The following is a 13,464-nucleotide window of genomic DNA, read 5'->3' on the forward strand; positions in this document are numbered from 1 at the left end:
ATGGCGATCTTCGATTTCAGGCACTGGAGCATGCGCCGCCGGTTGTTGCTAACCATTGGCGGTATTCTGGTGTTTTGCCAGTTAATCAGTGTCTTCTGGCTGTGGCATGAAAGCGAGGAGCAGATCCAGTTGCTGGTGCAAAGCGCCATGCATAACCACAACAATCACAAACAGGTTGAACATGAAGTACGTGAAGCGGTCGCCAGCCTGTTGGTGCCCAGTCTGCTGATTGTGGGCCTGGCGTTGCTGATCTGCATGCAGGCGGTCAAAAACATCACCAGCCCGTTATCGGAGCTCCAGCAGGAGCTGAATAAACGCACCCCGGATAATCTGCAACCCATTACGCTCAATAACAGCGTCAGTGAAGTGGAAGCCGTGACTTCATCGATCAATGAGCTGGTCTCTCGTCTGACGCTGACGCTGGAACGGGAACGTCTGTTTACCGCCGATGTCGCTCATGAATTGCGCACCCCGCTGGCCGGGTTACGACTGCATCTCGAGCTGATGGCAAAAACCAGCGGCATCCCTGTCGACCCGCTGGTGCAACGCCTTGACCAGATGACCGAGAACATTGCGCAACTGCTGCAACTGGCACGAGTCGGGCAATCTTTTTCAGCGGGCAGCTATCAGCAGGTGATGCTGCTGGAAGACGTCGTGCTGCCTATTCAAAGCGAACTGGAAACAATGCTTGCCGGGCGGCAGCAGAAATTAGCGTTACCTGATAATGCGCAAACCATTCCGGTTTCCGGAGATGCGACCCTGTTGCGGGTGCTGGTGAGAAACCTGGTAGAAAATGCGCACCGCTACAGTCCTGCTGGCTCGACTATCTCTATCCACATTGAGCGCGCGGCAACGCCGGTGCTGGCCGTTGAGGATGAAGGTCCGGGGATAGACGAGAGTCGCAGCGGCGAGCTAAGCAAAGCCTTTGTGCGTATGGATAGCCGCTACGGCGGCACCGGGCTGGGGCTGAGCATCGTGTCACGCATCGCGCAACTGCATGAGGCTCAGTTCTTTTTGCACAACCGGAAAACAGCGTCCGGCGTGCGGGCCTGGGTTAAATTTCGCCCGACAGCCCGCGGAGTATGATCAATACGTCAGCACCCACAGGTGGCTGAAACCAATAATTAACGCCAGCGCAAAAGCGACGGCGAAAAACTCACGAAGATTCATTTGTTGCATCACACTCTCCTCCAGTAAAGCGGAAGCTAGTGTGTCAGCGCAGTATTAAGTCAACATTAAGGCGAGCCTGCCGGTTCGCCTTAATGTGTGACGGAGTGCAAATTATGACGCGGCAATAAACAGATCCCGCAGTTGGTGTAACTGATCGCGCACTTTTGCCGCTTCCTCGAACTCGAGATTTTGCGCGTGCTGCATCATCTGCCCTTCCAGCTCGTGGATTTTCTGCTGTAGCGCTTTCGGCGTCAGCGCCAGTTCGGCTGCTTCCACCTGAGCAGGGGTTCTGGATTTTCCACGCCCTTTCGCCCGGGTTTTCGCCAGCCCTTCGCCCAGCGCCAGAATATCCACCACTTTCTTGTTAAGGCCCTGTGGCGTAATGCCGTGCTCTTCGTTGTAGCGCTGTTGTTTCTCGCGGCGGCGTTCGGTTTCCCCTATCGCCTTCGCCATCGACGGCGTGATTTTATCGCCGTACAGAATCGCCTTGCCGTTAATGTTACGCGCCGCGCGCCCGATGGTCTGAATAAGCGAGCGTTCAGAACGCAGGAAACCCTCTTTGTCAGCATCCAGGATCGCCACCAGCGACACTTCCGGCATATCCAGCCCCTCACGCAGCAAGTTGATGCCGACCAGCACATCAAACTCGCCCAGACGCAGGTCGCGGATAATCTCCATACGCTCGACAGTATCAATATCGGAGTGCAGATAGCGCACCTTCTCGCCGTGTTCTTCAAGGTATTCGGTGAGATCTTCCGCCATCCGTTTGGTCAGGGTCGTGACCAGCACGCGTTCGTTAATCGCCGAGCGTTTACGAATTTCCGACAGCAAATCGTCAACCTGCGTCGCTACTGGCCGCACTTCAATCACCGGATCAAGCAGACCGGTTGGGCGCACCACCTGGTCAATCACTTCGTTACCCGATTTTTCCAGCTCGTAGTTGCCCGGCGTTGCGGAAACATAAATTGACTGCGGCGCAAGCGCTTCAAACTCTTCGAACTTCAACGGACGGTTATCCAGCGCAGAAGGCAGGCGGAAACCATACTCTACCAGCGTCTCTTTACGTGCTCTGTCGCCACGGTACATACCGCCGATTTGCGGAATGGTAACGTGGGATTCATCGATGACCAGTAACCCGTCGGCTGGCAGGTAGTCAAACAACGTCGGCGGCGGTTCGCCCGGTCCGCGACCGGAGAGAAAGCGGGAGTAGTTTTCAATCCCGGAGCAGTAACCTAGCTCGTTCATCATCTCCAGATCGAACTGCGTGCGCTGGCTGAGTCGCTGCTCTTCCAGAAGTTTATTGTTCGCCAGTAGCGACTTGCGCCGCTCGGCGAGCTCCACTTTGATCTCTTCCATCGCCTGCACGATGCGCTCACGCGGCGTCACGTAGTGCGTCTTCGGGTAGATGGTAAAACGCTGCACCGTCGATTCCACATGCCCGGTGAGCGGGTCAAACAGCGACAGACGCTCGACCTCTTCATCAAACAACTCCACGCGCAGGGCGAGATCGTCCGATTCTGCGGGGAAAATATCGATCACCTCGCCGCGAACGCGAAACGTACCGCGCTGGAAAGCCTGATCGTTACGGGTGTACTGCAGCTCCGCCAGGCGACGCAGAATCGAACGCTGATCGATAATCATCCCCTTGGTCAAATGCAGCATCATTTTCAGGTACAAATCCGGGTCGCCCAGACCGTAAATCGCCGATACCGATGCCACCACAATCACATCACGTCGCTCCAGCAGCGCTTTGGTTGCCGACAAGCGCATCTGCTCGATATGTTCGTTAACCGAGGCGTCTTTTTCGATAAACGTGTCCGAGCTGGGAACATAGGCTTCCGGCTGATAGTAGTCGTAGTAGGAGACGAAATACTCCACGGCATTGTCCGGAAAAAACTCCTTCATCTCACCGTATAGCTGCGCGGCCAGCGTCTTGTTGGGTGCCAGCACCATAGTGGGACGTTGCAAATCGGCAATGACGTTGGCGACGGTGAACGTCTTTCCTGAACCCGTTACCCCAAGCAACGTTTGGTGCGCGAGACCGTCTTCCAGGCCTTCCTTGAGGCGACGGATAGCTTCAGGCTGATCGCCGGAAGGGCGAAAAGCGGAATTCAGTTTGAACGGTTTACTCATGGACGGCTACCTGATGAAGGAGTGAGCGAGCAGGTAACATATTTTACTCACCCTGGTTACTTTTGCCAACTCATAATACTGGATGAAAAAACAGTAGCGGATTACTCAATTTGTTCTACCCGGGGTTAGGACACAGGTTCGCGCCTGAAATTTCTTCGTCAGCAAGATAAAACACCAAACCTTTCCGGTTATCCCCAGAATTTTTTCTCTTTTAACAATTGTCAAGCCAGTCGGTGAAAGTTTTGTGGCACCCAGTGACACTTTTCTTACAGGCATTGATTTTACATAACCAATTGATATTAAAAAAGAATAACAAAAAGCCGTGTTTCGCACCAATTCAGGCGCAAGCCGCGTCCCTTCTCGCTTGCCGTGCGTTTTCTAACTCTAATACACAAGGTTATCCACAGGAATAGTGGATAACTGCCGCCAGGCCGGATAGTCCGCCTTCCGCCAAATTCCCATTCCGTCCCAGGTCGGGGAGATTAAAAAATTTTTATCACTTCTTTTTGATTATTATCAGCTAACGAAGCGCGAGATCCGCATGAGATCCTTCTCACACTTCGTAGCTTTGCTGCACCACCATTCGTCACTACAAGCACTGGCAAAGTGCAGGATTTTTCCCTGCTATCTCCCTTTCCGGCATTTTAAATACCAGTGAGATCGGTCGTATCCGAAAAAAAAGCCTTTTTTACGTTCTGGCAAGCCTTTTGCACTATCCCTGTGTCACTAGATCCGGAAGAAGGAGCGGACCATGTTGAGCTTACGCGCAGTGAACCAGTATTACGGTAACCAGCATACCTTATGGAATATCGACCTTGATTTAACCCCCGGCGCCTGCACATCCGTCATCGGGCTGCCGGGAATGGGCAAAACCACGCTGATAAACTGCATTACCGGCTATTTACCCGTTGAGAGCGGCAGCATGATTTGGCAGGAAGCTGGCGCGCCGCCGCGAGACCTGCTGAATGTGCGGGCTGAACATCGCTGCGCTATGGGAATGGGTTATGTGCCGCAAGACCGGCGAATATTTTCGCAACTGACCGTTGAGGAGAACCTGCATATTGCCATGATGGCCGGAGGTGCAGCACGCAATGCGGTGAGTCAGGATATCTACGATCTCTTCCCGGAACTGTACACGCTGCGTAAGACCCGGGGCGCGGGGTTGTCGGAAGATAATCAGCAGCAACTGGCAATGGCGCGAGCGCTGGTGACGCACCCGCGGTTATTAATCCTTGATGAGCCAACGCGCGGTCTGGGCCAGGCATTTGTGCATAAACTGGGCAATTTGATCGTCCGGCTTAACCAGGACTTCGGCATCACTATTTTACTGGCTGAGCAACAACTTGCCTTTATCCGCCGGGTCGCAGATCGCTTCTGTCTGCTCCACCGGGGGCGTAGCGTTGCCGAAGGGGAAGTTAAGCAACTGGACGATCGGATGTTGTCACACTGGATGACACCGGATTCAGCACGCTGAGATCAAGATAATGACCCGTTCTCTCTTTTTCCGGCGCGTGGGCAAACCAGGGGATTTCGCCAATCAGCGGAGCCTGCATCACGCGCCGAAGCGTCGCCAGATATTCAGCATGGCGTTTACCCGGTTTCACCACACCATTCGCAATCCAGCCTGCCAGCGTTAAACCCGCCTGCCGTATTGCCTGCGCTGTCAGCATCGCATGATTGATGCAGCCCAGTTTGACCCCGACCACAAGGATCACCGGCAATTGCTCCTGCACGACCCAGTCGGCAAAGGTCAGCGTCTCGGACAATGGCGTGAACCAACCGCCTGCGCCTTCCACCAGCAGCCATTCCGCCTGCTCAGAGAGCGTGCGTAACCCGGCAGACATGACCTTTGCCTCAATCGGCTCACCCACATCCGCGCTGACAATATGCGGCGATGTCGGCTCGGCAAAGGTGTAGGGATTAACGCTGTGGTAATCCAGCGGCAGACTACTGTGCAACTGCAGTGCCAGCGCATCGCTATTACGCAGTCCTTCCGCGGTCATTTCGCTGCCGGACGCTACCGGCTTGTAACCAGCGCTGCGTAAACCACGCAGATTCGCCGCCTGCAACAGCGCGCAACTGGCTACCGTTTTCCCCACTTCCGTGTCTGTTCCGGTGACAAAATACCGTTCACTCACGCGTGATCACTCCCCAAAAAAGATGGTACGTCAGAGGACATTTCCCCTGCTGTTGCGGCCAGGCCAGTTGTAAACGTTGCAGTTTGCTGCGCGTCAGCCCCTGCTGCCTGCCCGCATGTAAATGTGTAGCGCCAATGCCTTTTAACGAACGCAACGCCTGTGTGGCATCCTCAAAACAGAGAGTGATGCGCTCCACGCCGCTGCGCAACCGCCAGCCCTGTAATGCCTGATGGATCGCGGGTAAGGGTAAAAAACGGTTTGCGTGTTGATGGTGATCAACCGCGCGCCAGGCCACATTCAGCTCTGGCAATGAATCCTCCACCAGCGTGGTAAAGGCCACCTGTCCGCCAGGGCGCGTGACGCGGTACAGTTCGCCAATCGCCTGTTGCAAGTCATCACACCACTGCACCGCCAGGTTGCTCCACACCAGTGAAAAAGAGGCATCCTCAAAGGGCAATGCTTCGATATCCCCGGCCACATAATGCTGCGCACTGTGCTGGCGACGGGCTTCATCCAGCATCGCTGGCGAGAGATCCAACGCGGTAACCTCGCTGCCCTGCCCACGCCAGTAACGGCTCATCCCGCCGGGGCCACAACCGGCATCCAGCACAGGCAATGGCGCGATATTCTCCAGTTGCGCAAGCAGTACATCCGCACTCAAACGTTGTAGTTCATCGTGCTGACAATAGCTCTGCGCCGCCCGGCCAAAAGCGGCGGCGATAGCCTGTTTATTCACAGCCATCCAGCGCCTCCAGCAAGCGATCAATATCTTCAGCCTGATGCGCCGCCGTCAGAGTTAAACGCAGACGTGCCGTCCCCGGTGGTACCGTGGGTGGGCGGATCGCCGTCACCCAGCATCCCCGCTGCCGCAAACGCTCAGCCAGGCGTAATGCCCGCGCGTTTTCGCCGACGATCAGCGGCTGAATCGCGCTCTGCGAGTCGGTCACAGTCATGCCCAACTGCGCTGCGCCGTGGCGAAAGCGGGCTATCAGCGCGGACAGGTGTTGTCGACGGTTATCCCCCTCCGGACTGCGGATCACCTGCAATGCGGCGCTTAGTGCCATCGCCTGAGCAGGCGGCATCGAGGTGCTGTAAATGAGATGGCGGGCAAATTGCAGCAAATAATCGGCAACGCTATCGCTACAGAGCACAGCCGCGCCGCTCACACCAAACCCTTTACCGAAGGTGACGATCAGGATCTCTGGCTGAATGCCATGAACATGGCAACTGCCTCTCCCCTGTTCCCCAACAACGCCTGTTCCGTGCGCATCATCCACCATCAGCCACGCATGGGCGTGCCGGGCAGCAGCAGCGAGAGTGCAAAGCGGCGCGGTGTCGCCATCCATACTGAAAATGCCTTCGGTAACCACCAGTTGTTGCCCGGCAATCGGTTTTGCCAGCAACGCCGCCAGGTGATCGCCATCGTTATGAGTAAAGCGCCGGAGCTGCGCCGGGCTGTGGCTGGCGGCTTCCAGCAACGAGGCGTGGCTCAATTTGTCCGCGACGATACGATCGTCTTTGCCGGTCAGCGCCGCAATCACCGCCTGATTGGCAGAAAAACCAGAGATAAACAGCAGTGCACGCGCGTAGCCGAGCCAGTCCGCCAGTTCGCTTTCCAGCGCCTGATGCGCCACGGTATGACCACTGACATGGCCTGAGCCGCCACTGCCGACGCCATAGCGTTCGGCCCCCTGCTGCCAGGCATGAACCACCCACGGATGCTGGCTTAAGCCAAGGTAATCATTGCTGGAGAAATTACAAAAGCGCTGTTCACCGACCGTCAACCAGCGGCCGGCTCCCTGAGCAACAGGATACCGTGTGCGCAGGGCATCTGCCGCGCGGCGTTCAGCCAGCGCGACATCAATGCGTTGTTGCCAGGTCATACGGCAGCCGCGTTGTAGTACTGGTCGGTATCCGCGTGCAGGAGCTGCGCTTCAAGCTGCTGTTGCTGTTCGTTATCGCCGTTGCGTACTTCAGTTTGCTGTGGATTCATTCCCAGTTTGCGGAACAGTTGCAAATCTTTGTCTTCTTCAGGGTTTGGCGTGGTCAGCAGTTTGCAGCCGTAGAACACAGAGTTCGCCCCGGCCATAAAACACATCGCCTGGGTTTGTTCATTCATCTGCTCGCGACCGGCGGAGAGACGGACGTACGAAGTCGGCATCATGATCCGGGCCACGGCAATGGTACGGATAAAGTCGAACGCATCGACATCCTCATTGTCCGCCAGCGGTGTACCTTTGACTTTCACCAGCATATTGATCGGCACGCTTTCCGGCGGTGTCGGCAGGTTAGCCAGTTGCAGTAACAACCCGGCACGATCGTTCACCGTTTCCCCTAAACCGACAATGCCGCCGGAGCAGACTTTGATCCCGGCATCACGGACCTTATCCAGCGTGTCGAGACGCTCCTGATACGTACGAGTGGTGATGATATTGCCGTAAAATTCCGGTGAGGTATCGAGGTTGTGGTTGTAATAATCCAGTCCGGCACGGGCAAGACGCTGCGCCTGGCTTTCATTCAACGTACCGAGCGTCATACAGGCTTCCAGCCCCATGGCTTTCACCCCTTCGACCATCTGCTCCAGATAGGGCATATCCCGATCATGCGGGTTTTTCCACGCTGCCCCCATACAGAAACGGGTGGATCCGGCCAGTTTCGCCTTACGGGCGGACTCCAGCACCTGCTCCACTTCCATCAGGCGTTCGGACTCCAGCCCGGTTTTGTAACGGGCGCTTTGCGGGCAGTATTTACAATCTTCCGGGCAGGCGCCGGTTTTGATCGACAGTAACGTACTGACCTGAACCTGGCGCGGGTCGAAATGTTGGCGGTGAACCTGCTGCGCTTCAAACAGCAATTCCAGCAAGGGCTTTTCGAACAAAGCGGTGACTTGCGACAAAGTCCAGCGTGCGTGGTGAGCCATCGGGCATCTCCAAAAGGTGTTGTTAAATCGTTATTCGGTGTAGACTCGTAAACCTAAAACTTTTTAATTTGGTTTACAAGTCGATTATGACAGCGGACGATTTAGCATTTGACCAGCGCCATATCTGGCACCCTTATACTTCGATGACCTCCCCGCTTCCGGTTTACCCGGTGCGCTCTGCACAAGGTTGCGAGCTGACGCTCGACAGCGGAGAACGCCTGGTGGACGGTATGTCGTCATGGTGGGCAGCCATCCACGGTTACGGTCATCCGGCGCTGAACGCCGCCATGAAAGTGCAAATCGACACCCTGTCGCACGTGATGTTCGGCGGTATTACGCATGCTCCCGCCGTCTCGTTGTGCCGTAAACTGGTGGCGATGACCCCGGATGCGCTGGAGTGCGTTTTTCTGGCGGATTCCGGTTCGGTCGCTGTTGAAGTGGCGATGAAAATGGCGCTGCAATACTGGCAGGCAAAAGGCGAAGCGCGGCAGCGTTTTCTCACCTTCCGCAACGGCTATCACGGCGATACCTTCGGGGCGATGTCGGTGTGCGATCCGGATAACTCCATGCACAGTTTGTGGAAAGACTATCTGCCGGACAACTTATTCGCCCCGGCACCGCAAAGCCGCTTTGATGGCGAGTGGGATGAGCGGGATATGGTGGCTTTCGCCCGTTTGATGGCGGCGCACCGCCACGAGATCGCCGCGGTTATCCTGGAGCCGATTGTGCAAGGGGCTGGCGGCATGCGTATGTACCATCCTGAGTGGCTTAAACGCATCCGTAAAATGTGCGACCGGGAAAGCATTTTGTTGATTGCCGATGAGATAGCCACCGGCTTTGGCCGCACCGGCAAGCTGTTTGCCTGTGAGCATGCGGGCATCTCGCCGGACATTCTGTGCCTCGGTAAAGCGCTGACTGGCGGCACGATGACACTCTCCGCCACGCTAACGACCCGCAACGTCGCAGAAACCATCAGCAACGGCGAAGCAGGCTGCTTTATGCACGGGCCAACATTTATGGGCAACCCGCTGGCCTGTGCGGCGGCAACGGCCAATCTGGAAATACTGGAAAGCGGCGCATGGCGGGATCAGGTGGCGGCCATCGAAGCGCAGTTAACCGCAGAGCTTGCGCCCGCGCGCGAGGCTGAAAATGTGGCGGATGTGCGAGTGCTGGGCGCGATTGGTGTAGTAGAAACCCGCGCACCGGTAAATATGGCCTTACTCCAGCGTTTCTTTGTGCAACACGGTGTATGGATCCGCCCCTTTGGCCGCCTGATTTATGTGATGCCGCCATACCTCATTTCGCCGGAGCAACTCTCGCGCTTAACCCGGGCCGTTAACGCCGCTGTCGCACGTAACGACCTGTTCGTCTGAGGCATTTCGCCCTACAGTAGCGGGGATACACTACACTTCCCGTTACAGTATCGCGAACGAAAGGAGCGCATATGAAACTACTCAGCCACGACTTACGCGATGGAGAAAAACTTCCGCATCGCCATGTGTTTAACGGTATGGGCTATGACGGTGACAATATCTCCCCGCATCTGACGTGGGATGATGTTCCCGCGGGCACCAAAAGTTTTGTGGTGACCTGTTATGATCCGGACGCCCCAACCGGATCGGGCTGGTGGCACTGGATCGTGGCGAATCTCCCTGCGGATACCCGTGTTCTGCCGCAGGGTGCGGGATCAGGCCTTGCCGCACTACCGGATGGCGCTGTGCAGACGCGCACCGATTTCGGTAAAGCCGGCTACGGTGGCGCTGCACCGCCAAAAGGGGAAACCCACCGCTATATCTTCACCGTTCATGCCCTGGATGTCGCGCATCTGGATGTCGACGAAAACGCCAGCGGTGCAATGGTTGGCTTTAACGTGCATTTCCACACCTTGTCCAGCGCCACCATCACCGCCCTTTTTAGCTAAAAAACACGGGTTTTGAAGCCGATTGTGCAAATCGGCTTCCCGTTTCGCTCAACTTAGTATAAAAAAGCAGGCTTTGACGTAACCTTTTCAACTTTGCATAGTCTGGAGCACCCCTTGAACACATCATCGGTTTCCCGTCTGGCGCTGGCGCTCGCTTTTGGCGTGACACTGACCGCCTGTAGCTCAACCCCGCCGGCAGAACGCCCTTCTGAACAAACTGCGCCTGGTACTTCAGCGCGGCCGATCCTCAGCGCAGGCGAAGCGAAAAACTTCGTGGCGGAGCGCTATTTCACCGCGATGACGCAAAATGGCGAGTCATGGAAACCCTTCGCCATTCGCCTGCCGCAAAAACCGGACTTCGTTGTCGGACCGGCGGGTACGCCCGGCGTGACCCACAACAGCATTCAGGCTGCCGTTGATGCGGCAATTAACAAACACTCCAGCGATCGTCAGTACATCGCTGTGATGCCTGGCGACTACCCAGGTACGGTGTTTGTCCCTGCGGCGTCCGGCAGCGTGACCATTTACGGTACCGGTGAAAAAGCGCTGGATGTGAAAATTGGCCAGGCCATCGATTCCGAAATGGATCCGAATAGCTGGCGTCGTCTGGTTAACCCATCAGGCAAATATATGCCGGGCAAACCGGCGTGGTACATGTTCGATAACTGCCAAAGTAAACGCAGCGCAACCGTCGGTGTGATGTGCTCTGCGGTCTTCTGGTCACAGAACAATGGCCTGCAACTGCAAAACCTGACCATCCAGAACACCCTTGGCGACAGCGTTGATGCAGGCAACCACCAGGCGGTGGCGCTGCGCAGCGATGGCGACAAGGTGCAGATCAACAACGTGAATATTCTGGGTCGCCAGAACACCTTCTTTGTGACCAACAGCAGCGTGGATAACAGCCTGCGTACCGATCGTCAGACCCGTACGCTGGTGACCAACAGCTACCTCGAAGGGGATGTGGATATCGTGGCCGGTCGCGGCGCAGTGGTGTTTGATAACACCGATTTCCGCGTTGTGAATTCACGGACTCAGCAGGAAGGCTACGTGTTTGCTCCGGCAACGCAGTCGAACCTGTATTACGGTTTCCTTGCTGTCAACAGCCGCTTTAACGCAGCCGGTAATGGTGTTGCGCAGCTGGGCCGTTCACTGGATGTGGACAGCAACACCAATGGCCAGGTGGTGATCCGCGACAGCGTGATCAACGAAGGCTTTAACGTGGCGAAACCGTGGGCGGATGCCAGCGTGTCTGGTCGCGCTTACGCGGGCAATACCGGTACGGTAGACGATAAGGGCAACGTACAGCGCGAGCTGAACAACCCGCAGTTCAACCGTATGTGGGAGTTCAACAACCGCGGCGTGGGCAGCAAAGTGGTCGCAGTGCCGAAGAAGTAATGCGCCGCTGATGATCACTCACCACTTCCCTGAGAGGTGGTGTAGAGGTGACAGTAAAAGACCACCTTCTTAGAAGGTGGCTTTTGAGAATGCCCCCTGTAAGGGGGGCTATTGTCACTTTCCGCTTACTACTCTAGCAATTCCATTTGCTGTTCATGTATTTGTTCCGTTTTCTCCTGATGCCTCACATATCGTCTGATAATTTCCTCGTTCACAACGACAGTATCTACAAAGTAGCCACGTGACCAAAAGTGGTTGCCCCATAGCTTCTTTCTTATGTGTGGGAAACGATTGTAGAGTCTGATTGCGCTGCGACCTTTCAGATGCCCCATTAGAGTTGATATCGAGATTTTCGGCGGGACTATTACGACCAGATGTACATGATCTGGCTGAACATTTAGCTCCAGAACCTCACAATCCTTTATTCCGCAGAGAATGTAGATTGTCCTGTAAAGTTCCTTGCCCAACTTATCTTTCAGGATTCTGAAACGGTACTTAGGCGTCCAGACTATGTGGTATTTACAACGCCAATATACATGTGATGAACTCCTGTAAAGCCCCATGTCGGTTTGTCTCCTTTTACTTGTGGTGAGTAAGCAGAGATATTCCGGCATGGGCATTCTTCAGGCTATAGCCTTACAGGATCAATCACCACCTCCCCAGGAGGTGGTTTAGGGGTGACAATAAAAAACCTCGCCGTGGCGAGGTTTTTTTATGTCTGATATACAGACTCAGTACGCGTTTACCACCACCCACATCGGCCCCTGGCCAACAGCATAGCGGCTTTTCTCGGTCAACAAACCCTGCTCACCGGTGATTTCATACAGTGCAATATGGTGTGACTTCTGCCCGGCGGCAATAAGGAACTTACCACTGTTGTCGATGTTAAAGCCGCGTGGCTGGGTTTCCGTCGGCTGGAAGCCCTCAATCGCCAGTACGCTACCGTCTTCAGACACGCTGAAAACGGTTAACAGGCTGGACGTCCGATCGCAGGTATACAGGTGGCGACCATCCGGGGTGATATGAATATCCGCCGCCCAGCGGGTGTCGGAGAAATCAGCCGGCATCATATCCAGTGTCTGCACGCAGTCGATATTGCCGTGCGCATCACTCAGTTGCCACACATCCACCGAGCTGTTCAGTTCATTCACGCAATAGGCGTAACGTTGATTCGGATGGAAAGCCATATGACGCGGACCTGCGCCTTCCACGGTGGTGACTTCCGCCGGTTCCTGCGCCGTCAGATTGCCATCCTCGCCCAGCGTAAACAGGCAGATGCGATCCTGTTTCAGCGCCGGAACCCACAAGGTGCGGTTATCCGGGGAGATATTCGCGGAATGACAGCCTTCCAGCCCTTCCACCACGTCCACGGTTTGCGTCGGAATGCCGTCGTCCAGGCGAGTCACGCTCACACAACCGGCATTATAGGAGCCGCTAAACAGGAAACGCCCGCTGCGATCGGTAGAAATATGCGTCGGGCTACCCGGCAGCGGCGCTTCAGCAGCGAATGTCAGCGCGCCGTTTTCCGGTGCGATGCGATAAGCAATAACGCGAAACTCCGGGCGCACGCCCACGTAGAGGTAACGCTTGTCCGGGCTGACGACCATCGGCTGTACCTGGCCGGGAACATCGACCACCTGGACAAGCGTCAAAGCGCCTTCAGGATCCAAACGCCAGACGTGGATCTGCTGGCTTTCCGGGCTGGCGGTATAAACGGTTTGTTTCATGAATACTCCTTTCCTCTCGAACTTTTTCTGCGTTAAGTAACCAGGATAGCCGTTTTT

General features: G+C 55.7%; 12 protein-coding genes. 5 read left to right on the forward strand and 7 right to left on the reverse strand.

Translation table 11 applies throughout. The annotated features are described in order from the left end of the window. On the forward strand, window positions 1–1,086 hold the full coding sequence (gene pmrB / locus O9K67_RS16955) for a two-component system sensor histidine kinase PmrB (protein ID WP_061494530.1): 1,086 nt from the start codon (window positions 1–3) through the stop codon (window positions 1,084–1,086). A gap of 195 nt (window positions 1,087–1,281) precedes the next feature. Here pmrB and uvrB read toward each other — a convergent pair whose 3' ends face one another. Beyond that, complete coding sequence (uvrB, locus tag O9K67_RS16960) at window positions 1,282–3,303, reverse strand: excinuclease ABC subunit UvrB (protein WP_061494529.1); 2,022 nt, start codon at window positions 3,301–3,303, stop codon at window positions 1,282–1,284. 751 nt (window positions 3,304–4,054) lie between these two features. On the opposite strand from uvrB, the gene O9K67_RS16965 reads away from it, so the two are divergent. Continuing rightward, window positions 4,055–4,777, forward strand: a complete 723-nt coding sequence (locus O9K67_RS16965) for an ABC transporter ATP-binding protein (protein ID WP_061494528.1) — start codon at window positions 4,055–4,057, stop codon at window positions 4,775–4,777. Here the strand turns inward: O9K67_RS16965 and bioD are convergent. Genes bioD through bioB form a run of 4 tightly spaced genes read right to left on the reverse strand, consistent with a single transcriptional unit; the run spans window position 4,719 to window position 8,361 of the window. Beyond that, on the reverse strand, window positions 4,719–5,441 hold the full coding sequence (gene bioD / locus O9K67_RS16970; RefSeq protein WP_061494527.1) for a dethiobiotin synthase: 723 nt from the start codon (window positions 5,439–5,441) through the stop codon (window positions 4,719–4,721). The genes O9K67_RS16965 and bioD overlap by 59 nt on opposite strands. Continuing rightward, window positions 5,434–6,183 carry a malonyl-ACP O-methyltransferase BioC gene (bioC, locus tag O9K67_RS16975; protein ID WP_061494526.1) on the reverse strand — a complete coding sequence of 250 codons (750 nt, stop codon included), beginning with the start codon at window positions 6,181–6,183 and terminating at the stop codon, window positions 5,434–5,436. The genes bioD and bioC overlap by 8 nt, the downstream gene beginning before the upstream one ends. Next, window positions 6,170–7,324 carry an 8-amino-7-oxononanoate synthase gene (bioF, locus tag O9K67_RS16980; RefSeq protein WP_061494525.1) on the reverse strand — a complete coding sequence of 385 codons (1,155 nt, stop codon included), beginning with the start codon at window positions 7,322–7,324 and terminating at the stop codon, window positions 6,170–6,172. The genes bioC and bioF overlap by 14 nt, the downstream gene beginning before the upstream one ends. Further along, window positions 7,321–8,361 carry a biotin synthase BioB gene (gene bioB, locus O9K67_RS16985; RefSeq protein WP_061494524.1) on the reverse strand — a complete coding sequence of 347 codons (1,041 nt, stop codon included), beginning with the start codon at window positions 8,359–8,361 and terminating at the stop codon, window positions 7,321–7,323. The genes bioF and bioB overlap by 4 nt, the downstream gene beginning before the upstream one ends. 86 nt (window positions 8,362–8,447) lie before the next feature. On the opposite strand from bioB, the gene bioA reads away from it, so the two are divergent. From bioA to O9K67_RS17000, 3 genes are all read left to right on the forward strand, one after another. Further along, on the forward strand, window positions 8,448–9,734 hold the full coding sequence (gene bioA / locus O9K67_RS16990; RefSeq protein WP_061494523.1) for an adenosylmethionine--8-amino-7-oxononanoate transaminase: 1,287 nt from the start codon (window positions 8,448–8,450) through the stop codon (window positions 9,732–9,734). 71 nt (window positions 9,735–9,805) lie between these two features. Further along, a complete protein-coding gene (locus tag O9K67_RS16995) occupies window positions 9,806–10,282 on the forward strand; it encodes a kinase inhibitor (protein WP_061494522.1) in 477 nt (158 codons plus the stop codon). A 114-nt stretch (window positions 10,283–10,396) separates the two neighbouring features. Next, a complete protein-coding gene (locus tag O9K67_RS17000) occupies window positions 10,397–11,680 on the forward strand; it encodes a putative acyl-CoA thioester hydrolase (RefSeq protein WP_061494521.1) in 1,284 nt (427 codons plus the stop codon). Between the two features lie 128 nt (window positions 11,681–11,808). Here the strand turns inward: O9K67_RS17000 and tnpA are convergent, their stop codons facing one another. Both tnpA and pgl read right to left on the reverse strand, forming a co-directional pair. Then, a complete protein-coding gene (gene tnpA / locus O9K67_RS17005; protein WP_061493626.1) occupies window positions 11,809–12,243 on the reverse strand; it encodes an IS200/IS605 family transposase in 435 nt (144 codons plus the stop codon). 168 nt (window positions 12,244–12,411) lie between these two features. After that, complete coding sequence (gene pgl, locus O9K67_RS17010) at window positions 12,412–13,407, reverse strand: 6-phosphogluconolactonase (protein WP_061494520.1); 996 nt, start codon at window positions 13,405–13,407, stop codon at window positions 12,412–12,414. Between the last annotated feature and the right edge of the window lie 57 nt (window positions 13,408–13,464).

This window comes from Kosakonia oryzendophytica, from assembly GCF_027886705.1.
Lineage (GTDB): Bacteria > Pseudomonadota > Gammaproteobacteria > Enterobacterales > Enterobacteriaceae > Kosakonia > Kosakonia oryzendophytica.